26 protein-coding genes are annotated in these 25,717 nt (G+C 72.1%); 3 read left to right on the top strand and 23 right to left on the bottom strand.

Annotation, left to right across the window (positions count from 1 at the left end; all coding sequences use genetic code 11):
• Positions 1-248: 248 nt before the first annotated feature.
• Positions 249-701 (top strand): NUDIX hydrolase, encoded by a 453-nt coding sequence (locus K7I03_RS24970; protein WP_185943659.1) that lies wholly within the window; start codon positions 249-251, stop codon positions 699-701.
• A gap of 357 nt (positions 702-1,058) precedes the next feature.
• Here K7I03_RS24970 and K7I03_RS24965 read toward each other — a convergent pair whose 3' ends face one another.
• The 15 genes from K7I03_RS24965 to hisI form a co-directional block, all read right to left on the bottom strand.
• Positions 1,059-1,628 carry an AMIN-like domain-containing (lipo)protein gene (locus tag K7I03_RS24965; RefSeq protein ID WP_185943658.1) on the bottom strand — a complete coding sequence of 190 codons (570 nt, stop codon included), beginning with the start codon at positions 1,626-1,628 and terminating at the stop codon, positions 1,059-1,061.
• Positions 1,629-1,816: 188 nt separating this feature from the next.
• Positions 1,817-3,277 (bottom strand): glutamate synthase subunit beta, encoded by a 1,461-nt coding sequence (locus K7I03_RS24960; RefSeq protein WP_185943657.1) that lies wholly within the window; start codon positions 3,275-3,277, stop codon positions 1,817-1,819.
• Entirely contained in the window at positions 3,270-7,826 is a 4,557-nt protein-coding gene (gene gltB, locus K7I03_RS24955; RefSeq protein WP_185943656.1) for a glutamate synthase large subunit, read from the bottom strand. The genes K7I03_RS24960 and gltB overlap by 8 nt, the downstream gene beginning before the upstream one ends.
• Positions 7,827-8,121: 295 nt before the next feature.
• Positions 8,122-8,853 (bottom strand): VIT1/CCC1 transporter family protein, encoded by a 732-nt coding sequence (locus K7I03_RS24950; protein WP_185943655.1) that lies wholly within the window; start codon positions 8,851-8,853, stop codon positions 8,122-8,124.
• A gap of 426 nt (positions 8,854-9,279) precedes the next feature.
• The gene (gene lgt / locus K7I03_RS24945) at positions 9,280-10,191 is read right to left on the bottom strand and encodes a prolipoprotein diacylglyceryl transferase (RefSeq protein WP_185943654.1); all 912 of its coding nucleotides are present in this window, start codon (positions 10,189-10,191) and stop codon (positions 9,280-9,282) included.
• A 111-nt stretch (positions 10,192-10,302) separates the two neighbouring features.
• Complete coding sequence (locus K7I03_RS24940) at positions 10,303-11,091, bottom strand: thioredoxin domain-containing protein (RefSeq protein WP_185943653.1); 789 nt, start codon at positions 11,089-11,091, stop codon at positions 10,303-10,305.
• Between the two features lie 115 nt (positions 11,092-11,206).
• Positions 11,207-12,025 (bottom strand): tryptophan synthase subunit alpha, encoded by an 819-nt coding sequence (gene trpA / locus K7I03_RS24935; RefSeq protein ID WP_185943652.1) that lies wholly within the window; start codon positions 12,023-12,025, stop codon positions 11,207-11,209.
• Positions 12,022-13,305 carry a tryptophan synthase subunit beta gene (gene trpB / locus K7I03_RS24930; RefSeq protein ID WP_185943651.1) on the bottom strand — a complete coding sequence of 428 codons (1,284 nt, stop codon included), beginning with the start codon at positions 13,303-13,305 and terminating at the stop codon, positions 12,022-12,024. Before trpB ends, trpA begins: the two co-directional genes overlap by 4 nt.
• Positions 13,306-13,375: 70 nt before the next feature.
• The gene (gene trpM / locus K7I03_RS34405; protein WP_398857893.1) at positions 13,376-13,528 is read right to left on the bottom strand and encodes a tryptophan biosynthesis modulator TrpM; all 153 of its coding nucleotides are present in this window, start codon (positions 13,526-13,528) and stop codon (positions 13,376-13,378) included.
• 7 nt (positions 13,529-13,535) lie between these two features.
• Positions 13,536-14,345 carry an indole-3-glycerol phosphate synthase TrpC gene (gene trpC, locus K7I03_RS24925; RefSeq protein WP_185943650.1) on the bottom strand — a complete coding sequence of 270 codons (810 nt, stop codon included), beginning with the start codon at positions 14,343-14,345 and terminating at the stop codon, positions 13,536-13,538.
• Positions 14,346-14,481: 136 nt separating this feature from the next.
• On the bottom strand, positions 14,482-14,931 hold the full coding sequence (locus K7I03_RS24920; protein WP_185943649.1) for a DUF2752 domain-containing protein: 450 nt from the start codon (positions 14,929-14,931) through the stop codon (positions 14,482-14,484).
• A 131-nt stretch (positions 14,932-15,062) separates the two neighbouring features.
• Positions 15,063-15,305: an HGxxPAAW family protein gene (locus K7I03_RS24915; protein ID WP_185943648.1), complete on the bottom strand. Its 243-nt coding sequence runs from the start codon at positions 15,303-15,305 to the stop codon at positions 15,063-15,065.
• A 128-nt stretch (positions 15,306-15,433) separates the two neighbouring features.
• A complete protein-coding gene (locus tag K7I03_RS24910; RefSeq protein WP_185943647.1) occupies positions 15,434-16,084 on the bottom strand; it encodes a TIGR02234 family membrane protein in 651 nt (216 codons plus the stop codon).
• Positions 16,085-16,127: 43 nt separating this feature from the next.
• Positions 16,128-17,678 (bottom strand): anthranilate synthase component I, encoded by a 1,551-nt coding sequence (locus K7I03_RS24905; protein ID WP_185943646.1) that lies wholly within the window; start codon positions 17,676-17,678, stop codon positions 16,128-16,130.
• Positions 17,679-17,689: 11 nt separating this feature from the next.
• Positions 17,690-18,115, bottom strand: coding sequence for a phosphoribosyl-AMP cyclohydrolase (gene hisI / locus K7I03_RS24900; RefSeq protein ID WP_185943645.1), 426 nt, complete (start codon positions 18,113-18,115; stop codon positions 17,690-17,692).
• Positions 18,116-18,179: 64 nt separating this feature from the next.
• On the opposite strand from hisI, the gene K7I03_RS24895 reads away from it, so the two are divergent.
• Together K7I03_RS24895 and K7I03_RS24890 are read left to right on the top strand one after the other, a co-directional pair.
• Positions 18,180-19,073 carry a hypothetical protein gene (locus K7I03_RS24895; RefSeq protein ID WP_185943644.1) on the top strand — a complete coding sequence of 298 codons (894 nt, stop codon included), beginning with the start codon at positions 18,180-18,182 and terminating at the stop codon, positions 19,071-19,073.
• 53 nt (positions 19,074-19,126) lie between these two features.
• Positions 19,127-19,759 (top strand): TIGR03085 family metal-binding protein, encoded by a 633-nt coding sequence (locus K7I03_RS24890; RefSeq protein WP_185943643.1) that lies wholly within the window; start codon positions 19,127-19,129, stop codon positions 19,757-19,759.
• A 140-nt stretch (positions 19,760-19,899) separates the two neighbouring features.
• Here the strand turns inward: K7I03_RS24890 and hisF are convergent, their stop codons facing one another.
• Genes hisF through hisD form a run of 8 tightly spaced genes read right to left on the bottom strand, consistent with a single transcriptional unit; the run spans position 19,900 to position 25,592 of the window.
• Positions 19,900-20,655 carry an imidazole glycerol phosphate synthase subunit HisF gene (hisF, locus tag K7I03_RS24885; RefSeq protein ID WP_185943642.1) on the bottom strand — a complete coding sequence of 252 codons (756 nt, stop codon included), beginning with the start codon at positions 20,653-20,655 and terminating at the stop codon, positions 19,900-19,902.
• A complete protein-coding gene (locus tag K7I03_RS24880; protein WP_185943641.1) occupies positions 20,652-21,056 on the bottom strand; it encodes a RidA family protein in 405 nt (134 codons plus the stop codon). Before K7I03_RS24880 ends, hisF begins: the two co-directional genes overlap by 4 nt.
• A complete protein-coding gene (gene priA / locus K7I03_RS24875; RefSeq protein ID WP_185943640.1) occupies positions 21,053-21,778 on the bottom strand; it encodes a bifunctional 1-(5-phosphoribosyl)-5-((5-phosphoribosylamino)methylideneamino)imidazole-4-carboxamide isomerase/phosphoribosylanthranilate isomerase PriA in 726 nt (241 codons plus the stop codon). The genes K7I03_RS24880 and priA overlap by 4 nt, the downstream gene beginning before the upstream one ends.
• On the bottom strand, positions 21,778-22,413 hold the full coding sequence (hisH, locus tag K7I03_RS24870; protein WP_185943639.1) for an imidazole glycerol phosphate synthase subunit HisH: 636 nt from the start codon (positions 22,411-22,413) through the stop codon (positions 21,778-21,780). Before hisH ends, priA begins: the two co-directional genes overlap by 1 nt.
• Complete coding sequence (locus K7I03_RS24865; RefSeq protein ID WP_185943638.1) at positions 22,410-22,577, bottom strand: hypothetical protein; 168 nt, start codon at positions 22,575-22,577, stop codon at positions 22,410-22,412. Before K7I03_RS24865 ends, hisH begins: the two co-directional genes overlap by 4 nt.
• Complete coding sequence (hisB, locus tag K7I03_RS24860; protein ID WP_004955323.1) at positions 22,574-23,170, bottom strand: imidazoleglycerol-phosphate dehydratase HisB; 597 nt, start codon at positions 23,168-23,170, stop codon at positions 22,574-22,576. Before hisB ends, K7I03_RS24865 begins: the two co-directional genes overlap by 4 nt.
• Positions 23,167-24,270, bottom strand: coding sequence for a histidinol-phosphate transaminase (locus tag K7I03_RS24855; protein WP_185943637.1), 1,104 nt, complete (start codon positions 24,268-24,270; stop codon positions 23,167-23,169). The genes hisB and K7I03_RS24855 overlap by 4 nt, the downstream gene beginning before the upstream one ends.
• A complete protein-coding gene (hisD, locus tag K7I03_RS24850) occupies positions 24,267-25,592 on the bottom strand; it encodes a histidinol dehydrogenase (RefSeq protein WP_185943636.1) in 1,326 nt (441 codons plus the stop codon). Before hisD ends, K7I03_RS24855 begins: the two co-directional genes overlap by 4 nt.
• Between the last annotated feature and the right edge of the window lie 125 nt (positions 25,593-25,717).

Genomic DNA, 25,717 nt, shown 5'->3' with positions numbered 1-25,717 from the left:
TCCTGCCAGGCCGGACACCCCCGCGTGCGCGGGGACCACGGGTCTCCACTAACTGCGCAGGTGGAAGCCTGTGGACCACCCCCGCGTGAGCGGGGACCACGCAGCGGTGGTTGATCATCCTGTGTTCCGACCACGGGGACGCCTACGGCGACGACGGATACCACGGCCGCGGCACCGCCCACCCCGTAGTGATGAACGTGCCCTTCGCCGCCATGGTGAAGTAGACGCCCTCCACTAAGCTCCGCGCCATGAGCGACGACGAGTACCGACGAGGCCCGGCCCGCGACGCCGCCGTAGTGGTGGCCCGCGACGGCCAGGGCCTCGTCGCCGTCCTCAGCGCCGACTTCCCCGCCCACGGCGGCGAATACCTTTTCCTGCCCGGCGGGCGGCGCGAGGATGGCGAAAGTCCCGAGGAATGCGCGCGCCGCGAACTCCAAGAGGAAGCCGGCATCACTGCCCGGCGATGGCACTCGCTGGGCGCGTACGCCATCACCCTGGAGTCCACCGCCCGCGTCCACCTCTTCGAAGCCCGCGGCCTGACCCTCGGGCCGCAGCAGCTCACTCCCACCGAGCAAGACTTCAAACTGTCCTGGTGGCCCATGGCCGAGGCCGTCGCCGCCGCCCAGGAAGGCCGATTCCTGCTCCCCGCCGGGCCCCTCGCCCTGCTCCTGTCCGACCACCGCCAGGAAGACGGAGGTTGACGAACTGAGCTGGGCGGGCTTGGGATCGCTGGCTAATCCCGGAGCCCCGTAACCGCAGGTGAGCCACCCTCGCATGCGGCCCCACCGACTCCTCCTGAGCCAGTGCGAGGGCCGGAGGACCACCCCCCGCCCGTGCGGATACCACTCCTCCAGTTGCTTGGCGATGCGGTCGCACGCCGGACCACCCCCGCACGTGCGGGGACCACGTCTGTGGGCGGCCTCCCAGCGTGCCGCCTACAGGGCCACCCCCGCGCGTGCGGGGACCACACTTCGCCACCTGCGGTTTTACCCGGGCTGACCCGGATTTTCATTCACTTCCCGAGAGTCCGACGAAGCCGACATACCACCCACCCCACCTCACCAGCTATGCGCCACATCCACCACCAACTCGTCCCCCACCTGCTCCGCCCGGAACGGCAGCCGGGCCCGTACCCCCACGGCCACCTGAGTCTGTCCCTCGAAGCTCGCGCCGAACTTCGTGTCCTGGAAGGTGCGGTAACCGGTGAGATCCACACCCGGCAGGGGCTGGCGGCCGCGGCCAGGGTAAGTGCGCTGGCCCGTGTTCGGGTCGTAGCTCGGGGCGTTGACGTACACCTGCAGGATCGCGCCGCCCTTGACCGGTATCAGGTCGCCCGAGCCGTCCTGGTGGAACTCGTCCACGTATCCGACCCGGTACCCCAGCCCTGGCGCCGCGCTCCCCAGGTCGAAGACGATGCGGTCGTAGCACGCGTGGCTGCCGGTGCGGATGTTCTTCAGCACGCGGTACTCGTGTCCCTCCGACGACTTGTCCGCGCTGCCCCAGTCCGTCGGGCACTCAACCCCGGCAGAGGTCCCCGCAGGCGCCGCGTCCGCCATCCCCGCCGTGCTCGTCAGGCCGATGCCCGCCGCCAGCACCAAGACCGTGGCCGCTGTCGTCAGCCGTCGCATGTCGTGTGCCTCCTATGAGAGCCGTTGTCGATGTCGATCAGACGCATGCGATACGACCACCGCGCGACGCACCGGCGCCAGCGCCGGCACCCCTTTCGGCCACGACCCACCACCAACTCGGCGTAAACGCAACGTCCGTGCCCCCGGCCGACATCGGGAGCACGGACGTCACACGTCCGGCAAGCGCCTCAGACCGCCAGCGCCCGGTCCGTCGGCCGGATCGGTGCCGGCAGCGTGCTCGCGCCCGTCAGGTAGCGGTCGACGGCCCGTGCCGCCGAGCGGCCCTCCGCGATCGCCCAGACGATCAGCGACTGGCCACGCCCCGCGTCACCCGCCACGAAAACACCCGGCACGTTCGTCGCGTACGACTCGTCCCGCGCCACGTTTCCGCGTGCGTCCAGCGCCAACCCCAGCTGCTCCACCAAGCCGTTCTCGCGATCCGTGCCCGTGAAGCCCATCGCCAGCGTCACCAACTGGGCCGGAATCCGCCGCTCCGTCCCCGGCTTCTGCTCCAGCTTCCCTTCCCGGAACTCCACCTCCACCAGGTGCAGCCACTGCACATTGCCGTCCTCGTCGCCTTCGAAGCGCGTGGTGGACACGGAGTACACCCGCTCCCCGCCCTCCTCATGCGCCGACGTGACCTTGTACAGCATCGGGAACGTCGGCCACGGCTGACCAGCCGACCGCTCCTCCCCCGGCCGCGGCATGATCTCCAGCTGCGTCACCGACAACGCACCCTGCCGGTGGGCCGTCCCGACGCAGTCCGCGCCCGTGTCACCGCCACCGATCACCACCACGTGCTTGCCCTCCGCCGTGATGGTGGGCGCCACGTAGTCGCCCTCCTGCACCTTGTTGGCGACCGGCAGGTACTCCATCGCGAAGTGGATCCCCCGCAGCTCCCGCCCCGGCACCGGCAGGTCGCGCGACGTCGTCGCACCCGCCGCCACGACCACCGCGTCATACCGCCCGCGCAGCTTCGCGCCGTCGATGTCGCGGCCGATCTCGACCTCCGTGCGGAACTTCGTCCCCTCCGCCCGCATCTGCTCGATGCGCCGGTTGATGTGGCGCTTCTCCATCTTGAACTCGGGGATGCCGTACCGCAGCAGCCCACCAATACGATCCGCGCGCTCGTACACCGCCACCGTATGACCCGCCCGGGTCAACTGCTGCGCCGCCGCCAGGCCGGCCGGGCCCGAGCCGATGACGGCGACCGTCTTGCCCGACAACCGCTCCGGCGGCTGCGGCGTGACGTCGCCCGCCTCCCACGCCTTGTCGACGATCGTCACCTCGACGTTCTTGATGGTGACGGGATCCTGGTTGATGCCCAGGACGCACGCCGACTCGCACGGCGCCGGGCACAACCGGCCCGTGAACTCGGGGAAGTTGTTCGTCGCGTGCAGCCGCTCGCTCGCCGCCCGCCAGTCGCCCCGCCACGCGTAGTCGTTCCACTCGGGGATGAGGTTCCCCAGCGGACAGCCGTTGTGGCAGAACGGGATGCCGCAGTCCATGCACCGCCCGGCCTGCTTCGAAATAACCGGCAGCAGCGAGCCCGGAACGTACACCTCGTTCCAGTCGCGGACGCGCTCCTCGACGGGACGGGTGCGGGCGACCTCGCGCCCGGTGGTCAGAAAGCCCTTCGGATCAGCCATGGGTCGCCGCCTCCATCATCTTCTCGTGGGTCTCGGTCTCGGAGAGACCGGCTCGCTCGGCGGCGTCCTTGGCGGCGAGCACTGCCTGGTACGTGGGCGGGACGACCTTGCGGAAGCGCGCCACCGCCGCGTCCCAGTCGGCGAGGAGACCGGCCGCGACAGTGGATCCCGTCTCCTCCTGATGGCGGCGCACGACACCGTGCAGCCACCGCGCGTCAGCCCCGTCCAACGACCCGACAGCGCCCGCCAGCTCCTTGTTGACGTTGCGCGGGTCCAAATCCACGACGTAGGCGACGCCACCCGACATGCCGGCCGCGAAGTTCCGTCCCGTCGGCCCGAGGACGACGGCCCGGCCGCCCGTCATGTACTCGCAGCCGTGGTCGCCGACGCCCTCCGACACGACCACCGCACCCGAGTTGCGGACGCAGAACCGCTCCCCGACCGCACCCCGCAGGAACATCTCCCCACCCGTGGCGCCATAACCAATCGTGTTGCCCGCGATGGTGGAGTACTCGGCGAGGTGGTCGGCGGCCCGGTCCGGGCGGACGACGATGCGGCCGCCCGAGAGCCCCTTGCCGACGTAGTCGTTGGCGTCGCCCTCCAGCCGCAGGGTGACGCCGCGCGGCAGGAAGGCGCCGAACGACTGCCCGGCCGAGCCGGTGAACGTGATGTCGATGGTGTCGTCGGGCAGCCCGGCGCCGCCGTACCGCTTGGTGACCTCGTGCCCGAGCATGGTGCCGACGGTCCGGTTGATGTTGCGGACGGGCACCTGCGCGCGCACCGGCTGCGCCTCCTCAGCGCCCACCGTGTCGAGCGCGTCGGCGGCCAGCTTGATCAGCTGGTTGTCGAGCGCCTTGGCCAGCCCGTGGTCCTGGGCGACGGCGTGGTGCCGGACGGCGCCCGCGGGCAGCTCGGGGACGTGGAACAGCGGGGCCAGGTCCAGACCCTGCGCCTTCCAGTGGTCCACGGCCCGCCCGGTGTCGAGGAGTTCGGCGTGGCCGACGGCCTCCTCCAGCGTCCGGAAGCCCAGCTCGGCGAGCAGCTCCCGCACCTCCTCCGCGATGAACTCGAAGAAGTTGACGACGAACTCGGCCTTGCCGGCGAACCGTTCGCGCAGCACGGGGTTCTGCGTGGCGATGCCGACCGGACAGGTGTCCAGGTGGCAGACGCGCATCATCACACACCCTGAGACGACGAGCGGCGCGGTCGCGAAACCGAACTCCTCCGCCCCGAGCAGCGCCGCGATCACGACGTCCCGCCCGGTCTTGAGCTGCCCGTCGGCCTGGACGACGATCCGGTCCCGCAGCCCGTTGAGTAGCAACGTCTGCTGGGCTTCGGCCAACCCCAGCTCCCACGGCCCACCCGCGTGCTTGAGCGACGTCAGCGGCGAGGCGCCCGTACCGCCGTCATGCCCGGAGATGAGCACGACATCCGCGTGCGCCTTGGACACACCCGCCGCGACCGTCCCGACCCCCACCTCCGACACCAGCTTCACATGGATGCGGGCGGCCGGGTTGGCGTTCTTGAGGTCGTGGATGAGCTGGGCGAGGTCCTCGATGGAGTAGATGTCGTGGTGCGGCGGCGGGGAGATGAGCCCGACACCCGGCGTCGAGTGCCGCGTCTTCGCGACCCAGGGGTACACCTTGTGGCCGGGCAGCTGACCGCCCTCGCCGGGCTTGGCGCCCTGCGCCATCTTGATCTGGATGTCGTCCGCGTTGACCAGGTATTCGCTGGTCACACCGAAGCGCCCGGACGCGACCTGCTTGATGGCGCTGCGCCGCGCCGGGTCGTACAGCCGCTCCGGATCCTCGCCGCCTTCCCCCGTGTTGGACTTGCCGCCCAACCGGTTCATGGCGATGGCCAGCGTCTCGTGGGCCTCCTGCGAAATCGATCCGTACGACATCGCGCCGGTCGAGAACCGCTTGACGATCTCGCTCACCGGCTCGACCTCGTCCAGCGGCACGGGCTTCCGGTCGCTCGCGAACGCGAACAGCCCGCGGAGCGTCATCAGCCGCTCCGACTGCTCGTTCACACGCCCGGTGTACTGCTTGAAGATGTCGTAGCGCCGGGTGCGGGTGGCGTGCTGGAGCCGGAAGACGGTGTCCGGGTCGAACAGGTGCGGCTCGCCCTCCCGCCGCCACTGGTACTCGCCGCCGATGTCCAGCCGCCGGTGGGTGGCGGGGACGCCGGTGGCGGGGTACGCCTTGGCGTGCCGGGCGGCGACCTCGCGGGCGATCACGTCCAGGCCGACCCCGCCGATCTTGGTGGGCGTGCCGTGGAAGTACGTGTCGACGAACGCCTCGTCGAGCCCGACGGCCTCGAAGACCTGGGCGCCGCGGTAGGAGGCGACGGTGGAGATGCCCATCTTGGACATCACCTTCAGCACGCCCTTGCCGAGCGCCTTGATGAGGTTGCGGATGGCGTCCTCGGGCGCGATGCCGCTGAGGAACGTCCCGGCCCTGACCAGGTCCTCGACGGATTCCATGGCGAGGTACGGGTTGACGGCCGCCGCGCCGTAACCGATGAGCAGCGCGACGTGGTGCACCTCGCGGACGTCCCCGGCCTCGACCAGCAGCCCCACCTGGGTGCGCTGCTTGGTGCGGATGAGGTGGTGGTGGATGGCCGAGGTGAGGAGCAGCGACGGGATGGGGGCGTGCTCGGCGTCGGAGTGCCGGTCGGAGAGGACGATCAGCCGGGCGCCGCCCGCGATGGCCGCGTCGGCCTCCGCGCACATCGCCTCCAGCCGCGCGGCCAGCGCCTCGCCGCCGCCGGAGACCCGGTAGAGACCGGAGAGGGTGGCGGCCTTGAGGCCGGGGAGATCGCCGTCGGCGTTGATGTGGATGAGCTTGGCGAGCTCGTCGTTGTCGATGACCGGGAACGGCAGGGTGACGCTGCGGCAGGACGCGGCCGTCGGCTCCAGCAGGTTGCCCTGCGGGCCGAGGGAGGAGACGAGCGACGTGACCAGCTCCTCGCGGATGGCGTCCAGCGGGGGGTTGGTGACCTGGGCGAACAGCTGGGTGAAGTAGTCGAAGAGCAGCCGGGGCCGCGCGGAGAGCGCGGCGATCGGCGAGTCCGTGCCCATTGAACCGATGGGCTCCGCACCGGCGTTGGCCATCGGCGCGAGGATGACGCGCAGCTCTTCCTCGGTGTAGCCGAAGGTCTGCTGGCGGCGGGTGACGGAGGCGTGGGTGTGCACGATGTGCTCGCGCTCGGGGAGGTCCTTGAGCTCGATGAGCCCGGCCTCCAGCCACTCCTTGTACGGCTGCTCGGCGGCGAGGCCGGCCTTGATCTCGTCGTCCTCGATGATGCGGTGGCCGGCGGTGTCGACCAGGAACATCTTCCCCGGCTGGAGGCGGCCCTTGCGGACGACCCGGGCGGGGTCGATGTCGAGGACGCCGACCTCGGAGGAGAGGACGACCAGCCCGTCGTCGGTGACCCAGTACCGGCCCGGCCGCAACCCGTTGCGGTCGAGAACGGCACCGACGAGGGTGCCGTCGGTGAAGGTGACACAGGCCGGGCCGTCCCAGGGCTCCATCAGCGTGGAGTGGTACTGGTAGAAGGCGCGGCGGGCCGGATCCATGGAGGCGTGGTGCTCCCACGCCTCGGGGATCATCATCAGCACGCTGTGCGGCAGCGAACGCCCGCCCAGATGCAGCAGCTCCAGCACCTCGTCGAAGGAGGCGGAGTCGGACGCGTCGGGGGTGCAGACGGGGAACGTCCGCTCCAGACTGCCTTCCGGCCCGAACAGCCCGGAGGCGAGCTGCGATTCGCGGGCGCGCATCCAGTTGCGGTTGCCGTTGACGGTGTTGATCTCGCCGTTGTGGGCGACGAACCGGTACGGGTGGGCGAGCGGCCAGCTCGGGAACGTGTTGGTGGAGAAGCGGGAGTGGACCAGCGCGATGGCCGTGGCGAACCGGCGGTCGGACAGGTCCGGGAAGAAGGGCTCCAGCTGCCCGGTGGTCAGCATGCCCTTGTAGACGATCGTGCGGGCGGAGAGCGACGGGAAGTAGACACCGGCCTCGCGCTCGGCGCGCTTGCGCAGCACGAACGCCTTGCGGTCCAGGGCGATTCCGCGACTCTCCCCGTCCCCGTCCGCCACGAACAGCTGCCGGAACTCCGGCATGGTGGCGCGGGCGGTGCTGCCCAGCAGCTCGGGGGCGACGGGGACGGTTCGCCAGCCGAGGACGGTCAGCCCTTCCTCGGCGGCGATGGCCGCGATCGTCTCGATGCGCGAGACGGCACCCTCCCCGTCGGCGGGCAGGAACGCGATGCCGACGGCGTACGCGCCCGGCTCCGGGAGGGCGAAGTCCACGGCCTCACGGAAGAAGGCGTCCGGAATCTGGAGAAGGATGCCGGCGCCGTCACCCGAGTCCGGCTCGGAGCCGGTGGCGCCGCGGTGCTCCAGGTTGCGCAGGACGGTGAGCGCCTGTTCCACCAGGGCGTGGCTCGCCTCGCCGGTCAGTGTCGCGACAAAGCCGACGCCACAGGCGTCGTGCTCATGGCGGGGGTCGTACATCCCCTGCTGAGCGGGGTGGGATGCAGAACGCATCGGCGCTCCCGTCGTCTTGGCATTCATGGCGGTGCATGTGCCGAGGGACGACGCTGGCCCTCCGCGAAATTTGGTGCAGGCTACATGATGACCCGCTTCTCGCACAGTGGAAGATGGATTCCACTATGTGGACAACAAGGCAGGCTTGACGAGATCCACGAGGGGTGGAGCGCATACGGCGCGGGCCGCACTGCCCGCGGGCGCTTGTGAAGATGTGCCCTGTTGTCGAAGGGTTGAAACCGCGCGGAAACCAGCTCGTGACGCTCGTTCGTTATGCGGCGACCCGCATAGAGCATCACCCGACAGCGGTCCCGAAGGCAATACCCAGGAGATACGTCACACCGGCCGCCGCCCCGCCCAGCAGCAGCTGCCGCAGCCCGCTGAACCACCAGCTGCGCGCTGTCACCCGGGCGACGACCGCACCGCACGCGAACAGCCCCAGCAGCGCCAGCAGCACCGCGGGCCACAGCTGCGTGGCACCCAGCAGATACGGGAGGACGGGCAGCAGCGCCCCCAGCGCGAACGAACCGAACGAGGCGAGCGCCGCCGTCATCGGCGAGGGCAGATCGGAGGGGTCGATGCCCAGCTCCTCCCGGGCATGGATCTCCAGCGCCTGCTCCGGGTCCTTCGACAGCTGCCGCGCCACCTCCCGCGCGAGCGCCGGCTCCACCCCGCGCGACTCATAGAGCGCGGCCAGCTCCTCCAGCTCGTCGGTCGGGTGCTTCCGCAGCTCACGCCGCTCGATGTCCAGCTCCGCGAGGACCAGCTCGCGCTGCGACGCGACGGACGTGTACTCCCCCACCGCCATCGAGAACGCACCCGCGGCGAGGCCGGCGAGCCCCGTGATCACCAGCGTCTTGGAGGTGGCCTCCCCGCCCGCGACGCCCGTCAGCAGCGCCAGGTTCGACACGAGACCGTCCATCGCCCCGAACACGGCCGGGCGCAGCCAGCCGCCGTTCACATCGCGGTGCGTGTGGTTGTCGCGGTGGGCTATGTGCGTGGTGGCGGCGGTGTCGAGGACGGCCATGGTGGGTTCGGTGCTCCTTCGCCCGGAGGGCGGGCCTTGTGCCCTCCCCCTACGGTTCGAAGGTACGCACGAATAGCGCGTGCGCGCTAGCAAGGAAGGCCGAACTTACCTCGCTGACCTGCGGGTTTGTGCCTAGCCCCGGTCCCGCCCTTTCACCGTTTCTGCGGGGAGGGCCCCGCACCCCCTGAAACCGCGCTCCGCGCGGTTGTCCTCAAACTCCCCCAGAGGGGGGACCCCCAACGGGCTGACAATCGCGCCCGGGCGCACGATTCAGCCCGTTGGGGGTACCCCCTCTGGGGGAGTTTGAGGACGAGCGGCGAAGCCGCGAAAAGGGGGTCTGGGGCGCAGCCCCAGGAAACGGCGAATGGGGGTGCCCCCTCTGGGGGAGGGACAGGGGCAACCCCCCCATCCCGCCCCAGCGCAGCGCTAAAGCTTCTTGGCCGGCTTCGCCCCATCCACCGGCTTCGCCGGAGGAGCATCCTTCACGTCCGAACCGGACTCGTCCACCGCCGCGTCGGAGACGCCCGGCTCGACCACGGCCTCCCGCCCAGGGACCTTCTTCGAGGACACGACCATGTACACCACCGCCGCGACGAACACCAGAATCGACGTCCACCCGTTGAGCCGCAGCCCCAGCACATGATGCGCGTCGTCCACCCGCAGGTACTCCGTCCAGAAGCGCCCCACCGTGTACGCCGCGACGTACAGCGCGAACGCCCGCCCGTGCCCCAGCTTGAAGCGCCGGTCGGCCCAGATCACCAGGGCGGCGACGCCGAGGCACCACAGCGACTCGTACAGGAACGTCGGATGGTACGTACCGGCGACCCGCCCGATCCCGGGGTCCGCGTCGATCTTCAGCGCCCAGGGCAGGTCCGTCGGCTTGCCGTAGAGCTCCTGGTTGAACCAGTTGCCCCAGCGGCCGATCGCCTGGGCCACGGCGATGCCGGGGGCGACGGCGTCGGCCCAGGCGGGCAGCGGGATGCCGCGCCGGCGGCAGCCGATCCAGGCGCCGACCGCGCCCAGGGCCACGGCGCCCCAGATGCCGAGGCCGCCCTCCCAGATCTTGAAGGAGTCGACCCAGTTCCGGCCCTCGCCGAAGTACAGCTCGTAGTCGGTGATCACGTGGTAGAGCCGGCCGCCGACGAGGCCGAAGGGCACGGCCCAGACGGCGATGTCGGCGACGGTCCCGGCCCGGCCGCCGCGCGCGACCCAGCGTCGGTTGCCGAGCCAGACGGCGGCGAAGACACCGATGATGATGCAGAAGGCATAGCCGCGCAGCGGGACCGGCCCCAGGTGGAGGACGCCGGTCGACGGGCTGGGAATGTATGCGAGATTCATGGCACCACCGACGCTACCCTGCCGGGGCGCGCGACCGGCAACCCACCCGGGACAACAGCTGCGTAACGGGCCCCGTGCCCCGCACGCGGAACAGGCTCCCGGCCCGTCGCCTCAGTGCTTCTTCTTGGCAGCCGCCACCGTCATCTCCCGCAGCTTCGCCGGGGTCAGCGGATGCGCGGGGTCCCCGTAGACGCTCTTCCCGTTGAGCAGCACGGTCGGCGTCGCCTTGTAGGCGCCCTTCCGGAACGCCTCGTGCGCCTGCTTCACCCAGCTGTCGTGCATGCCGTCGTCCACGCACTTCTGGAAGCCGGGGGTGTTCAGCCCGGGCACCTGCCCGGCGAGCTCGTACAGCCGGGAGGTCTCGGCGAAGGCGTCCTTCGTCTCGGGCGGCTGGTTCTTGTAGAGGACGTCGTGGAACGCCGCGAACTTGCCGACGTCCTGCGCGCACGCCGCCGCGTTGGCGGCCCGGAGCGAGCCCGTGCCGCCCAGGTTCCGGTCGATGAGGGTGACGATGTGGTACTCGGTCTTGAGCTTGCCCTCCTGCTCCAGGTCGCGCACGGTGTCCCGGTACGCGTTCTCGAACAGGCCGCAGGCCGGGCAGCGGAAGTCCTCGTAGACGGTGAGGGTGGCCTTGGCGGCCTTCTTGCCGACCGGGATGGTGGAGCCGTCCTTGCCGAGCGCCCCCTGCGGCGGCAGGGGCGGGCCCGCCGCCTCGTCCTTCGTGCCCCCGCCCGTGTTCGCGACGACCGCCGCGACCCCGGCGCCGGTCCCCAGCACCCCCACCACCGCCAGCCCCGCGATCATCGCCCGTTTGCGCTTGGCGCGGGCGGCGTCCTTCTGGCGCTGTTCCTGCAGCCGCTCGCGGGCGCTGCGCTTTCCGTCGCTGTTCTTCTCGCTCACGTCCCCGTACAACGAACCGGGGGTGCGCCCCAGCGCACCCCCGGTCCCAGGTTCCTTCGAACGGATTACCCGGTCCTACGCGGTCCGGGATCACGCCCAAGGATCAGTCCCGGGGTCAGCCCCGCTTGCGGACGCCCTCCGCCAGCTCCCCGGCCAGCTCCCGTACGGCCGCGAGCCCGGCCGCCTCGTCCGGAGCGTCCAGCATCCGCTTGACGAACGCCGAGCCGACGATGACCCCGTCCGCGAACCCGGCGACCTCGGCGGCCTGCGCCGCGTCGGAGACGCCGAGCCCGACGCAGACGGGCAGCGCGGTGCCGGTGGCGCGGGTGCGCTCGACGAGCTCCTTCGCCTGGGCGCCGACGGACGCCCGGGTGCCGGTGACGCCCATCAGCGACGCCGCGTAGACGAAGCCGCTGCCCGCCGCGGTGATCGTGGCGAGCCGCTCGTCCTTGCTGCTCGGCGCGACGACGAAGACCGTCGCCAGCCCGTGCTTGCCCGCGTGCTCCCGCCACAGGTCCGACTCCTGCACCGGCAGGTCGGGCAGGATGCAGCCCGCGCCGCCCGCCTCGGCGAGCTCGGCGGTGAAGCGCTCGACGCCGTAGCGGTCGATGGGGTTCCAGTACGTCATGACGAGCACGGGCTTGCCGGTGGCCGCGTGGGCCTCCCGGACCGTCCGCATGACGTCCGCGATCCGGACGCCGCCCTTCAGGGCGATGTCGTCGGCGGTCTGGATGACCGGGCCGTCGAGGACCGGGTCGCTGTGCGGCAGCCCCACCTCCACCACGTCCGCCCCGCCGTCGAAGACGGCCTTGATCGCCGCGATGCCGCCGTCCACGGTCGGGAAGCCGGCCGGGAGGTAGGCGATGAGCGCGGCGCGGTCCTCGGCCTTCGCGGCGGCGAGGGTGTCGGCCAACAGTCGTACGTTCCCGCTCACTTGGCGTCCCCCTCGATCTCTGCGGTGGCGGTGCGGTCGGCGGCCACCTCGGCGTCGGTGTCGTAGAGGCCGAAGTAGCGGGCGGCGGTGTCCATGTCCTTGTCGCCGCGGCCGGACAGGTTGACGACGATCAGGCCGTCCTCGCCCAGCTCCCGGCCGACCTCCAGGGCCCCGGCGAGCGCGTGGGCGCTCTCGATGGCCGGGATGATGCCCTCGGTGCGGGACAGCAGGCGCAGCGCCCGCATCGCGGCGTCGTCGGTGACCGCGCGGTACTCGCCGCGGCCGGAGTCCTTGAGGTAGGCGTGCTCGGGGCCGACGCCGGGGTAGTCCAGGCCGGCCGAGATGGAGTACGGCTCGGTGATCTGCCCCTCGTCGTCCTGGAGGACGTAGGACCGGGAGCCGTGCAGGATGCCCGGCTCGCCCGCGGTCAGGGTGGCCGCGTGCTCGCCGGTCTCGACACCGTGCCCGGCGGGCTCGCAGCCGATGAGCCGGACGCCCGCGTCGGGGATGAAGGCGTGGAACAGGCCGATGGCGTTGGAGCCGCCGCCGACGCAGGCGACGGCCGCGTCGGGCAGCCGCCCGGCGCGCTCCAGGATCTGCCGGCGGGCCTCGACGCCGATGACCCGGTGGAAGTCGCGGACCATGGCCGGGAAGGGGTGCGGCCCGGCGACCGTGCCGAAGAGGTAGTGGGTGCGGTCGACGTTGGCGACCCAGTCGCGGAACGCCTCGTTGATGGCGTCCTTCAAGGTGCGGCTGCCGGACTTCACGGCGATGACCTCGGCGCCGAGCATCCGCATCCGGGCGACGTTGAGGGCCTGCCGCTCGGTGTCGACCTCGCCCATGTAGATGGTGCAGTCGAGGCCGAAGAGGGCGCAGGCGGTGGCGGTGGCGACGCCGTGCTGGCCGGCGCCGGTCTCCGCGATGACGCGCGTCTTGCCCATCCGCTTGGTGAGCAGGGCCTGACCCAGCACGTTGTTGATCTTGTGGGAACCGGTGTGATTCAGGTCCTCACGCTTGAGGAACACCCGGGCGCCGCCCGCGTGTTCGGCGAACCGCGGCACCTCGGTGAGGGAGCTGGGACGCCCGGTGTAGTGGACCATCAGGTCGTCGAGCTCGGCGGCGAACGACGGGTCGGACTTGGCCTTCTCGTAGGCGACGGCGACCTCGTCCACGGCGGCGACCAGCGCCTCGGGGATGAAGGTGCCGCCGAAGGCGCCGAAGTAGCCCGCCGCGCTGGGCACCTGGCCCGCGGGGTCGGGAACGAAGAACTCAGAGGACACGGAGGTACTCCTGTGACAGAAAAGGGCGGCGGGCGCGGAGAAGGCACCCCGCGCTCACCGAAGGGACCGGCTACTGCTGAGCGGTCCCGCGCCATCGGCGCCCGTTGATCTGTCCGGGCTCGCACCCGATGTGGTAGCGCACCCTGCGGCCGCGCACCCGCCGCGCCGGCGCGCGGCAGCCCCGGGGGCGGCACCCCCGGGCCAGGCGCGCGTACGCGGTCATGCCGTCCTCAGCTCCTGCCGTGCCGCAGGGCCGGGTGGGCGCCGGCGGCGACCAGGTCGGCGACGGCCCCCTTCGGGTCGCGCCCGGTGACCAGGGACTCGCCGACGAGCACCGCGTCGGCACCGTCGTTGGCGTAGGCGATGAGGTCGTGCGGGCCGCGCACACCCGACTCGGCGATCTTCACGATGCCGTCCGGGATCTCGGGGGCGACCCGGGCGAAGGTGCCCCGGTCGACCTCCAGCGTCTTCAGGTCGCGCGCGTTGACGCCGATGACGCGGGCGCCGGCGGCCACCGCCCGCTCGACCTCGTCCTCGTCGTGCACCTCGACCAGCGGGGTGAGCCCGATGGACTCGGCCCGCTCGATCAGGGAGACCAGGGCCTCCTGCTCCAGCGCGGCGACGATCAGCAGGGCGAGGTCGGCGCCGTAGGCGCGGGCCTCCCAGAGCTGGTAGGCGGTGACGATGAAGTCCTTGCGCAGGACCGGGATGTCGACCTTGGCGCGGACGGCCTCCAGGTCGGCGAGCGAGCCGCCGAAGCGGCGCTGCTCGGTCAGCACGCTGATGACGGAGGCGCCACCGGCCTCGTAGTCGGCGGCGAGCCCTGCGGGGTCGGCGATCGCGGCCAGCGCGCCCTTGGACGGGCTGGAGCGCTTGACCTCGCAGATCACGGAGACGTTCTCACCGCGGAGGGCGGCGGCGCCGTCCCTGGCCTGCGGGGCCTTCGCGGCCCGCTCCTTGAGCTCGTCGAGGCCGACGCGCGCCTGCCGTTCCGCGAGGTCGGCACGGACTCCGTCGATGATCTCGTCGAGCACACTCACGCGAGCGGCCCCCTTCCGGGCTCGGATGATCTGGGCTGATGCGGTTCGTACTCGTCCCACCAGCACACTGTGATGGTACTTGCCGCCGGGCGCGGGTCGCGCATCCGGTTGACGGCGGCGTCGCGGCCGCCGGGTGTCACGGCGCGAGCACCGCCCCGCAGGGCAGGTTCCGCACCACGGTGAACGCCAGCACGAGCAGACCGATCCCCCACCAGTGGACCGGCCGCAGGGCCAGCGGCATCCCGCCGTCCCGGCGCACCGCGCGGACGCACCAGACCGCCCAGAGGACGGCGAAGACGGCGTAGCCGGGGACGGCGAGGGCGTTGGCGCGCAGGGCGGCGGGGAGGTCGCCGTGCAGCAGGGCGTGCAGCCCGCGCAAGCCGCCGCAGGCGGGGCAGAGCAGGCCGGTGAAGTGGAGCAGCGGGCAGACGGTGTAGTGGCCGGGCTCGTTCGGGTCCACCGCCCGGACCAGGGCCGCCGCCGCGCCGAGCCCCGCGGCGACGCCGAGCGGCACGCCCAGCCGGCGGATGGACGGCGCGACGACCCGGCCGGGGGCAGGGCCCGGGCCGGAAGCGGGCTCCCTCACCCCGCCAGTGTCCGCCGGAACGCGCGAAGGCGCGGCTCGGGACGCCCGTACGGATGACCGGAGTGATCGATCGGATACGGGTTCCGGGCCGCGCCTTCGCGCGAGGGCGGTACGGGTACGGGGACCGCCGGTCAGCCGTTCTGCGGCTGCGCCTCGGCCTTGGGCCGCGAGCCCGCCTTGGGGGCCTGGCCGAGGCCCATGAGGCGCATGATGCCGCCGACGACCGCGCCGAGCAGGATGACGCCGACACCGGCCCAGAAACCGACCGGCTTGGCCATCACGATGAACGCGCTGGCGACGCAGAAGCCGATGAAGGAAATGATGACACCGGTCCAGGCGGCCGGGGTCTGTCCGTGGTGTACCTGACCCGACATGACTTGACTCCTCGTTGCTGGGGGTCGCCGAATCGCGCCTGCGGGCGGCGCATGACCCTCGCGGTCATTGTCCCTGACGGCCCGTGACCGTCTCGACGTGGGGTGGCCCTGAGGCGGCCCAGAGGGAGCTACCGGGGCGCGGCGTCGCCGGTGGGGTCCTCCCCCCGGTCGAGGGCCTTCCAGATCTCCTCGGGCCGCTCCGGGTCCGGCGTGCGGCGCGGCCGGCGGGGGCGCGGGCTGCCGTCGCGCTCGTACCGGCCGCCCATGGCGGGCCAGTGCCGGCCGTAGCGCAGCGCGAGCAGCCCGGCGAGCAGCAGCAGGACGCCGCCGGCGAGGGCCACCCAGGGCCAGGGGGTGTGGCTGACGTGCTCGACGGCGGCGCTGGACAGGCCGGTGGTCCTGGCCGCCTTCTCCTCCAGGGCCCCGGTGTCGGACGCGCCGGTGACGGAGCCGACGACGACGCCCGCGCCGCAGAGCGCCAGCACCGCGGCGACCAGCGTCCGGCCGGCCCGCCGCACGGCGAAGACCGCGACGAGCGCGGCGAGCCCGACGATGGCGAGGGCACCGGGCAGACCGGTGACGTCCTGGCCGGTGGCCTGCTCGCGGGCCGCGTCGCGGACGCCCGCCGCCGTGCCCTCGACCCACGTCCGGCCGCCGGCGAGCAGCACGAGCGCGGCGCCGGCCGCCGTCAGGAAGAGGGCGGCGCCGACGCTGCGCCGGGCGCTCCGGCCGGGTGCGGGCTCGGTGCGGGTGCGGGGGTGGGGTACGGCTGCGCTCACCCTTCCACTATCCCCTGCGCCCGCGCGCGCCGCGCAGCCGGGGTCACGCGGGTGCCCCCGGGCGGGTGAGCCGGGCGGCGCCGTGCACGGCCCGCAGCACGGCGGCGGCCTTGTTGCGGCACTCGGTGTCCTCCGCCACCGGGTCGGAGTCGGCGACGACGCCCGCGCCCGCCTGGACGTAGGCGGTGCCGTCGCGCAGCACGGCGGTGCGGATGGCGATGGCGGTGTCGGAGTCCCCGGCGAAGTCCAGGTAGCCGACGCAGCCGCCGTACAGGCCGCGGCGGGACGGTTCGAGCTCCTCGATGATCTGCATGGCCCGGGGCTTGGGCGCGCCGGAGAGGGTGCCGGCCGGGAAGCAGGCGGTGAGCACGTCGAACGCCGTCCGGCCGGGCGCGAGGCGGCCGGTGACCGTGGAGACGATGTGCATGACGTGGCTGTAGCGCTCGATCGACATGAAGTCGACGACCTCGACGCTGCCGGGCGCGCAGACCCGGCCCAGGTCGTTGCGGCCGAGGTCGACGAGCATCAGGTGCTCGGCGCGCTCCTTCGGGTCGGCGAGGAGCTCCTCGGCGAGCGCGGCGTCGGCCTGCGGGGTGGCGCCGCGCGGGCGGGTGCCGGCGATGGGGTGGACCATGGCCCGCCCGTCCTCGACCTTCACCAGCGCCTCGGGGCTGGAGCCGACGACCTCGAAGCCGTCGAACTGGAAGAGGTACATGTACGGGCTGGGGTTGGTGGCCCGCAGCACCCGGTAGACGTCCAGCGCGGAGGCCGCGCACGGCGTCTCGAACCGCTGCGAGGGCACCACCTGGAACGCCTCGCCCGCCCGGATGCGCTCCTTGATGTCCTCGACGGCCGCCTGGTAGTCGGCGCCGCCCCAGCGGGCGGTGAACTCCGGCAGCTCGGCGGACGGCAGCACGGTCGGGTGGGTGGGGACGGGCCGGTGCAGATCGGCGGTCATCGCGTCGAGGCGGGCCACGGCGTCCGCGTACGCCTCGTCGACGCCCGTCTCCAGGTCGTTGTGGTTGATCGCGTTGGCGATCAGCAGGACCGTGCCGTTCCAGTGGTCGAGCACGGCGAGGTCCGAGGTGAGCAGCATGGTGAGCTCGGGCAGCCCGAGGCCGTCGCCCTTCCCCTGCCGGTCGCCGATCCTCTCCAGGCGGCGGACGACGTCGTAGCCCAGGTAGCCGACCATGCCGCCGGTGAAGGGCGGCAGCCCGGCGCCCTCGATCAGGTCGCGCGGGGTGTGCAGGGCCTCGACCGTGGCCCGCAGGGTGCGCAGCGGGTCGCCGTCGGTGGGGACGCCGACGGGCGGGGTGCCCAGCCAGTGGGTCTCCCCGTTCCGCGCCGTGAGGGTGGCGGCGCTGCGGACGCCGATGAACGAGTAGCGCGACCAGCTCCGGCCCTGTTCCGCGGACTCCAGCAGGAACGTGCCCGGCCGTTCGGCGGCGAGCTTGCGGTAGAGGGCGACGGGGGTGTCGCCGTCGGCCAGGAAGCGCCGGGTGACCGGGATGACCCGGCGGTCCTTGGCCAGCGCGCGGAAGGTGTCGGCGTCGGGGACCTGAGCGGGCCCCGGAGCGGTGGAGGTGGCAGCCATGCCAGCGGAGCCTACTGGCCCAACGGCAGCTCTCCGGCGTCGAAACAGGTGCGCGTCCCGGTGTGGCACGCCGGGCCGGTCTGGTCGACCTTGACGAGGAGGGTGTCGCCGTCGCAGTCCAGGGCCACGGACTTGACGTGCTGGACGTGGCCGGAGGTGTCGCCCTTGACCCAGTACTCGTTGCGGCTGCGGCTCCAGTAGGTGCACCGGCCGGTGGTGAGGGTGCGGTGCAGCGCCTCGTCGTCCATCCAGCCGAGCATCAGCACCTCGCCGGTGTCGTACTGCTGGGCGACGGCCGGCACCAGGCCCTCGGCGGTGCGCTTGAGGCGCGCGGCGACGGCGGGGTCGAGCGCGGTGCTGCCGGGGACGGCGGGACGGGAGGAGCGAGAGGAGCCGGTGGGGCCGGTCTCGGAACTGGAAAGGGGCTTGCCGGTCATGGAGCCATTGTGCCGCTCCTGGACCGGTCGCATGGATGTCCGAGGGATACGGCATGCTTCCGTCATGACCTCACCGCCTCCTCCCCCTCCCTCCAACCCGCCGCAGCCGCCCGGGGGCGGCGGCGGCTTCGGACCGCCGTCGGGCTTCGGCCCGCCGCCCGAGCAGCCCCCGCCCTACGGCGACGGACAGCAGGGCCCCGGCGGGCAGCCCCCGTACGGCGGGCAGCCGCCCTACGGCGGCCAGTCCCCGTACGGGCAGGGCCCGCAGCCGTACGGCCAGAACCAGCCGCCCGGATACGGCCCTTACGGGGCACAGCCCGGCATGAATCCGCCGCCCTCGGGGGGCGGCGGAGCGAAGGTCGCCGCCATCGTGGTGTGCGCGGTGCTGGTGGTCGGCCTGATCGTGGGTGGCATCATCTTCGCGACCAGGGACTCGGGTGGCGACGACAAACCGTCCGCGAAGGGCTCTTCCACGCCCAGCACCTCGTCGAGCGAGGCCCCGACGTTCAGACCGTCGCCGCTGCCGACGCTCCCGCACATACCCCTGCCGCCGACGACCTCCGCCGAGCCGTCGCCCTCCGGTTCCTCGTCGATCGTGGTCCCCATGGTCGTCGTCAAGCCCGGCGAGTGCTTCGACCACCCGGCGATGACCCCGTCCGTCACCCGCGTCGAGAAGAAGTCCTGCGACGGCAGCCACGACGGCGAGGCGATCACCAACCGGACACTGAGCAACGGCCTGCTGACCGAGTCGGAGATCCAGGACAAGGCCCGCGGCCTGTGCAAGCCGGACGCCGAGCGGCGGCTGCGCGCCGTGAACGACGGCCGCCTGTACTACTACTTCGCCCTCTACCCCAACGAGCGGACCTACCTGCTCACCGGCGAGCGCCGGGTCACCTGCTGGATCGCCCGCAGCGACAAGCCGGGCGGCGCCAAGCTGACGGCCCCCCTGCCCGAGTAGCCGGCGGGCGCGGCGCCGTGGCACAGCGGCGGCACCGACCGTAGGCTGCCGCCATGTCGACCCACGCACAGCGCGAACGCCTGCTTCTCGCGGATCTGTTGGAGACCGCGGGCCCGAACGCCCCGACGCTCTGCCAGGGGTGGAGCGCCCGCGATCTCGCGGCCCACGTCGTGGTGCGCGAACGCCGCTCCGACGCCGCGGCGGGCGTCCTCTTCAAACCGCTGGCCGCCCGCCTGGAACGGGTCCAGGCCGAGTTCGCCGCCAAGCCGTACGAGGAACTGATCCAGCTCATCCGAACCGGGCCGCCGCGCACCTCGCCGTTCGCCCTCAAGCAGATCGACGAGGCCGCCAACACCGTCGAGTTCTACGTCCACACCGAGGACGTCCGACGCGCCCAGCCCGACTGGACGCCGCGCGAGCTCGATCCGGTCTTCGCCGACGCGCTCTGGGCCCGCCTGGAGAAGATGGCCCGGGTCCTCGGCCGCAAGGCGCCCGTCGGCGTCGTCCTCCGGCGTCCGGACGGGCGCACGGCGGTCGGCAACCGGGGCGTCCCGGTGGTGACGGTCACCGGTGAGCCCGGTGAGCTGACTCTCTTCGCCTTCGGGCGGCAGGCCGCAGCGCGGGTGGAGCTGGAAGGCGACGAGGTCGCCAAGGCGAAGCTGCTGGCTGCGCGGCTGGGGCTTTGAGGGATCCCCAGCCCCGCCCTTTCACCGTTTCCTGGGGCTGCGCCCCAGACCCCCTTGTCGCGGCTCCGCCGCAGGGCGCTTCGGGGGTGCGGGGGCCTGCCCCCGCAAGAAACGGTGAAAGGGCGGGACCGGGGCAAAACTCACCGCACGGGATGCCCAGCCTCCCGCAACGCCCCCTTGACCTCCCCGATCCGCAGATCACCGAAGTGGAACACGGACGCGGCCAGAACCGCGTCCGCGCCCGCCGCCACCGCAGGGGCGAAGTGCGCGAGCTCCCCCGCGCCGCCGCTGGCGATAACCGGCACCGACACATGCCGCCGCACAGCGGCGATCATCTCCGTGTCGTACCCGTCCTTCGTCCCGTCCGCGTCCATCGAGTTGAGCAGAATCTCCCCGGCCCCGAGCTCCGCCGCCCGATGCGCCCACTCGACGGCGTCGAGCCCGGTCCCCCGCCGCCCGCCATGCGTGGTGACCTCGAAAGACCCGGACGGAGTCCGCCGCGCGTCAACCGACAACACCAGCACCTGCCGCCCGAACCGCTCGGCGATCTCCCGCACGAGATCGGGCCGCTCAATAGCCGCCGTATTGACCCCGACCTTGTCGGCCCCGGCCCGCAGCAACTTGTCGACGTCGTCGGCGGTCCGAACCCCGCCCCCCACGGTGAGCGGGATGAAAACCTGCTCGGCGGTCCGCCGCACCACGTCATAAGTGGTCTCACGATTACCGGAAGAGGCCGTGATGTCGAGGAAGGTGAGCTCGTCGGCGCCTTCCCGCCCGTAGACGCGGGCCATTTCGACGGGGTCGCCCGCGTCGCGCAGGTTCTGGAAGTTGACCCCCTTGACGACGCGGCCGTTGTCCACGTCCAGGCAGGGGATGACTCGGACCGCGAGGGTCACGCCGATGCTCCTCTGAATGCTTCTACTTCTACTTCGACCAGGACGCGCGAGTCGACGAAGCCGGACACGACGACCATGGTCGCGGCGGGCCGGATCCCGTCGAAGAGCTCCTTGTGGGCGCGGCCGACCGCGTCCACGTCCCGCGCGTGGGTCAGGTACATCCGGGTGCGGACGACGGACTCGGGGCCGAGGCCGAACTTCTCCAGCGCGGCGAGCGCGTTGGAGAAGGCGGCCCGGGCCTGCTCGTAGGGGTCGCCCTCGCCGACGAGGACGCCGTCGACGAGCGGCATCGTGCCGGCGACGTGCACCCGGTCCCCGGCCGCCACGGCACGTGCGAAGCCGATCGTCGCTTCCCAGGGACTGTCTGTCTGCACGCGCTGCGGAGCCGGGGTCTCACTCATACGGACACTGCCTCCAGGGCCTCTTCCAAGGTGAACGCCTTCGCGTAGAGGGCCTTGCCCACGATCGCGCCTTCGACACCCTCCGGTACCAGACTGGCAATGGCCCGCAGATCGTCAAGGGAGGAGACGCCGCCGGAGGCGACGACCGGCTTGTCGGTGGCCGCGCAGACGTTCTTGAGCAGCTCCAGGTTGGGGCCCTGGAGGGTGCCGTCCTTGGCGATGTCGGTGACGACGTAGCGGGCGCAGCCCTCGGAGTCGAGGCGGGCGAGCGTCTCGTAGAGGTCGCCGCCGTCGCGGGTCCAGCCGCGGCCGCGCAGCGTGGTGCCGCGCACGTCCAGCCCGACGGCGATCTTGTCGCCGTGCTCGGCGATGACCTTGGCGACCCACTCGGGGGTCTCCAGGGCGGCCGTGCCCAGGTTGACGCGGGTGCAGCCGGTGGCGAGGGCGGCGGCCAGCGAGGCGTCGTCGCGGATGCCGCCGGACAGCTCGACCTTGATGTCCATGGCCCGGACGACCTCGGCGATCCGCTCCCGGTTGTCGCCGGTGCCGAAGGCGGCGTCCAGGTCGACGAGGTGCAGCCACTCGGCGCCGGCCTGCTGCCAGGCGCGGGCGGCGGCCAGCGGGTCGCCGTACGAGGTCTCGGAGCCCGACTCGCCATGGACGAGCCGTACGGCCTGGCCGTCGCGGACGTCGACGGCGGGGAGGAGTTCGAGCTTGGGCATCAGAGGGTCTCGATCCAGTTGGTCAGCAGCTGGGATCCGGCGTCGCCGGACTTCTCGGGGTGGAACTGGGTGGCCCACAGGGGCCCGTTCTCGACGGCGGCGACGAACGGCTCGCCATGCTCGGCCCAGGTCACCAGGGGCGGCTTGATGGCCTCGTTGGTGACGTCGAGGCTCCAGTCGCGGACGGCGTAGGAGTGCACGAAGTAGTAGCGCGTGTCGGCGTCGAGCCCGGCGAAGAGGGCGGAGCCCTCGGCGGCGGTGACGGTGTTCCACCCCATGTGCGGGACGACCGGGGCCTTGAGCGGCTCGACGGTGCCGGGCCACTCGTCCAGGCCGTCGGTCTCGACGCCGTGCTCGACGCCCCGGGCGAAGAGGACCTGCATGCCGACGCAGATGCCCATCACGGGCCGGCCGCCGGACAGCCGCCGGTCGACGATCCAGTCGCCGCGCGCCGCGCGCAGCCCGCTCATGCAGGCGGCGAACGCGCCGACGCCGGGGACGAGGAGGCCGTCGGCGTTCATGGCCCGGTCGAAGTCGCGGGTGATCTCGACATCGGCGCCGACGTGGGCGAGGGCCCGCTCGGCCGACCGGACGTTGCCGAACCCGTAGTCGAAGACGACGACCTTCTTGCTCATGACCACAGGCTTTCGATCCGCATCACACCGGCGGTCAGGGCCATCGCGGCCCCGATGCCAAGCAGCACGATGACGCCCTTGGGCATCCCCTGCTTGAGGAAGGAGATAATCCCGCCGACCAGGAACAGGCCCACCAGGATCAGGGCGGTGGAGAGGCCGTTCACAGCGCACCCTTCGTGGACGGGAGGATTCCGGCGGCCCGCGGGTCGCGCTCGCACGCGTACCGCAGCGCCCGCGCCAGCGCCTTGAACTGGCACTCCACGATGTGGTGGGCGTTGCGCCCGTACGGCACGTGGACGTGCAGCGCGATCTGCGCCTGGGCGACGAAGGACTCCAGTATGTGCCGGGTCATCGTCGTGTCGTACGTGCCGATCATCGGCGCGATGTTCTCGGGCTCGGTGTGCACCAGGTATGGCCGGCCGGAGAGGTCGACGGTCACCTGGGCCAGCGACTCGTCCAGCGGGACCGTGCAGTTGCCGAACCGGTAGATGCCCACCTTGTCGCCGAGCGCCTGCCGGAAGGCGGCGCCCAGCGCGAGGGCGGTGTCCTCGATGGTGTGGTGGGTGTCGATGTGCAGGTCGCCGTCGGTCTTGACGGTGAGGTCGAACAGCCCGTGCCGGCCGAGCTGGTCGAGCATGTGGTCGTAGAAGCCGACGCCCGTCGACACGTCGACCTGCCCGGTCCCGTCGAGGTCTATCTCGACCAGGACGGACGTCTCCTTGGTGGTCCGCTCGACGCGACCCACGCGGTGGTTCATCGGTTCTCCTTCATGACGGCGCGCACCGCGTCCAGGAACGCGTCGTTCTCCTCGGGGGTGCCCGCGGTGACCCGCAGCCGGCCGGGCACGCCGTTGTCCCGGACCAGGACGCCCCGGTCGAGAATGGCCTGCCAGGCGGCGTGGGCGTCCTCGAACACCCCGAACTGGACGAAGTTCGCGTCGGACGCGGTGACCTCGCAGCCCATCGCCCGCAGCTCGGCGACCAGGCGGTCCCGCTCGGACTTGAGCCGCTCGACGTAGCCGAGCAGCGTGTCGGTGTGCTCCAGCGCCGCGAGGGCGGTCGCCTGGGTGACGGACGAGAGGTGGTACGGCAGCCGGACGAGCTGCACGGCGTCCACCACCGCCGGGTCGGCGGCGAGGTAGCCCAGCCGCAGCCCGGCCGCGCCGAACGCCTTGGACATCGTCCGCGAGACGACGAGGTGCGGCCGGCCCTCGATCAGCGGCAGCAGCGACGGGTGGTGGCTGAACTCGCCGTACGCCTCGTCGACCACGACCATCGACGGCTTGGCCGCCTGCGCCGCGTCGTACAGCCGCAGCACGGTCTCCGCGTCGACGGCGGTGCCGGTGGGGTTGTTGGGCGAGCAGACGAAGACGACGTCAGGGCGGTGCTCGGCGATGGCGTCGACCGCCGCGTCCACGTCGATGGTGAAGTCGTCCCGGCGCGGCCCGGCGAGCCAGCCGGTGCCGGTGCCCCGGGAGATCAGCGCGTGCATCGAGTACGAGGGCTCGAAGCCCATCGCCGTGCGGCCGGGCCCGCCGAAGGTCTGGAGCAGCTGCTGGAGGACCTCGTTGGAGCCGTTGGCCGCCCACACGTTGGCGCGCCCGACCTCGTGCCCGCCGGTGCGGGTGAGGTACTCGGCGAGCCGGGTGCGCAGCTCGACCGCGTCCCGGTCGGGGTAGCGGTTGAGGTCCCGGGCGGCCTCGGCGACGCGCTCGGCGATCCGGGCGACCAGGGCCTCGGGCAGCGGGTAGGGGTTCTCGTTGGTGTTCAGCCGGACGGGGACGTCGAGCTGCGGCGCGCCGTACGGGGTCTTGCCGCGCAGTTCGTCCCGGATGGGAAGTTCGTCGATACGGGTCACGAGCTCTTACCGGGAACCTTCCACCCGAACCGCGCCTTGAGCGCCGCGCCGTGCGCCGGCAGATCCTCGGCCTCCGCCAGCGTCACCACGTGGTGGGTGACGTCGGCGAGCGCGTCGCGGCTGTAGTCCACGACGTGGATGCCGCGCAGGAAGGACTGCACGGACAGGCCGGAGGAGTGGCAGGCGCAGCCGCCGGTGGGCAGGACGTGGTTGGAGCCGGCGCAGTAGTCGCCGAGGGAGACGGGCGCGTACGGGCCGACGAAGACGGCGCCGGCGTTGCGGACCCGGGCGGCGACGGCGGAGGCGTCGGCGGTCTGGATCTCCAGGTGTTCGGCGGCGTAGGCGTCGACGACGGCGAGGCCCTGGTCGAGGTCGTCGACGAGGACGATCCCCGACTGCCGGCCGGCCAGCGCCTCGGTGATCCGCTCCACGTGCTTCGTCGCGGCCACCTGGGTCTTGAGCTCGGCCTCGACGGCCTCGGCGAGCGCCTCGGAGGGCGTGACGAGGACGGCGGCGGCCAGCGTGTCGTGCTCGGCCTGGCTGATCAGGTCGGCGGCGACGTGCGCCGCGTCGGCGGTGTCGTCGGCGAGGATCGCGATCTCGGTCGGGCCGGCCTCGGCGTCGATGCCGATACGGCCCTTGAGCAGCCGCTTGGCGGCGGCGACCCAGATGTTGCCGGGGCCGGTGACGAGCTGGGCGGGCCGGCACTCGTCGGTGCCGTAGGCGAACATGGCGATGGCCTGAGCGCCGCCGGCCGCGTACACCTCGTCGACGCCGAGCAGGGCGCAGGCGGCGAGGATGGTCGGGTGCGGGAGGCCCCCGAAGTCCTTCTGCGGCGGGGACGACACGGCCAGCGAGGCGACGCCGGCCTCCTGCGCGGGCACGACGTTCATCACGACGGACGACGGGTAGACGGCGTTGCCGCCCGGCACGTACAGGCCGACGCGCTCGACGGGCACCCAGCGCTCGGTGACCGTGCCGCCGGGGACGACGGTGACGGTCTTGTCGGTGCGGCGCTGCTCGCGGTGGACGAGGCGGGCGCGGCGGATGGACTCCTCCAGGGCGGCGCGGACCGCCGGGTCCAGCTCCGCCAGGGCGCGCTCGATCGCCTCGGGCGCGACGCGCACCCGGTCGATGGTGACGCCGTCGAACCTCTCCGCGTAGTCGATCAGTGCCGCCGTCCCGCGATGATGCACGTCCTCGCAGATGGGCCGCACCTTCTCCAGGGCGGCCTCGACGTCGAGTTCGGCTCGGGGCAGCAGGTCGCGGTCGATGACGCCGTCGGTGACGGCTCCGCCGCGCAGATCGATTCGGGAGATCACATGGCCAATTGTCTCAGACCCGTCCCGCCGCACGGCTCTCCGTACCACCCAGTGATACGCCGGCCGGGAATGGATCTTCACTCCGTGGCACCCACCGGCCGAGGTGCTTGACGGGCGCCCGTCAA

It is taken from the genome of Streptomyces mobaraensis, from assembly GCF_020099395.1.
GTDB lineage: Bacteria > Actinomycetota > Actinomycetes > Streptomycetales > Streptomycetaceae > Streptomyces.
Note: the sequence above shows the minus strand (reverse complement) of the source record. Positions and strands in the feature narration are given on the sequence as shown.

Excerpts from the sequence above, each read along its gene's own strand:
- hisH (WP_185943639.1), bottom strand. The coding sequence starts at position 22,413 with ATGAGCAAGAAGGTCGTCGTCTTCGACTACGGGTTCGGCAACGTCCGG.
- K7I03_RS24915 (WP_185943648.1), bottom strand. The coding sequence starts at position 15,305 with ATGTCGGGTCAGGTACACCACGGACAGACCCCGGCCGCCTGGACCGGT.
- K7I03_RS24965 (WP_185943658.1), bottom strand. The coding sequence starts at position 1,628 with ATGCGACGGCTGACGACAGCGGCCACGGTCTTGGTGCTGGCGGCGGGC.
- K7I03_RS24960 (WP_185943657.1), bottom strand. The coding sequence starts at position 3,277 with ATGGCTGATCCGAAGGGCTTTCTGACCACCGGGCGCGAGGTCGCCCGC.
- K7I03_RS24970 (WP_185943659.1), top strand. The coding sequence starts at position 249 with ATGAGCGACGACGAGTACCGACGAGGCCCGGCCCGCGACGCCGCCGTA.
- trpM (WP_398857893.1), bottom strand. The coding sequence starts at position 13,528 with ATGACCGCGTACGCGCGCCTGGCCCGGGGGTGCCGCCCCCGGGGCTGC.
- lgt (WP_185943654.1), bottom strand. The coding sequence starts at position 10,191 with ATGAATCTCGCATACATTCCCAGCCCGTCGACCGGCGTCCTCCACCTG.
- K7I03_RS24905 (WP_185943646.1), bottom strand. The coding sequence starts at position 17,678 with ATGGCTGCCACCTCCACCGCTCCGGGGCCCGCTCAGGTCCCCGACGCC.
- K7I03_RS24895 (WP_185943644.1), top strand. The coding sequence starts at position 18,180 with ATGACCTCACCGCCTCCTCCCCCTCCCTCCAACCCGCCGCAGCCGCCC.
- K7I03_RS24950 (WP_185943655.1), bottom strand. The coding sequence starts at position 8,853 with ATGGCCGTCCTCGACACCGCCGCCACCACGCACATAGCCCACCGCGAC.
- K7I03_RS24880 (WP_185943641.1), bottom strand. The coding sequence starts at position 21,056 with ATGAGTGAGACCCCGGCTCCGCAGCGCGTGCAGACAGACAGTCCCTGG.
- hisB (WP_004955323.1), bottom strand. The coding sequence starts at position 23,170 with ATGAACCACCGCGTGGGTCGCGTCGAGCGGACCACCAAGGAGACGTCC.
- K7I03_RS24890 (WP_185943643.1), top strand. The coding sequence starts at position 19,127 with ATGTCGACCCACGCACAGCGCGAACGCCTGCTTCTCGCGGATCTGTTG.
- hisI (WP_185943645.1), bottom strand. The coding sequence starts at position 18,115 with ATGACCGGCAAGCCCCTTTCCAGTTCCGAGACCGGCCCCACCGGCTCC.
- priA (WP_185943640.1), bottom strand. The coding sequence starts at position 21,778 with ATGCCCAAGCTCGAACTCCTCCCCGCCGTCGACGTCCGCGACGGCCAG.
- gltB (WP_185943656.1), bottom strand. The coding sequence starts at position 7,826 with ATGCGTTCTGCATCCCACCCCGCTCAGCAGGGGATGTACGACCCCCGC.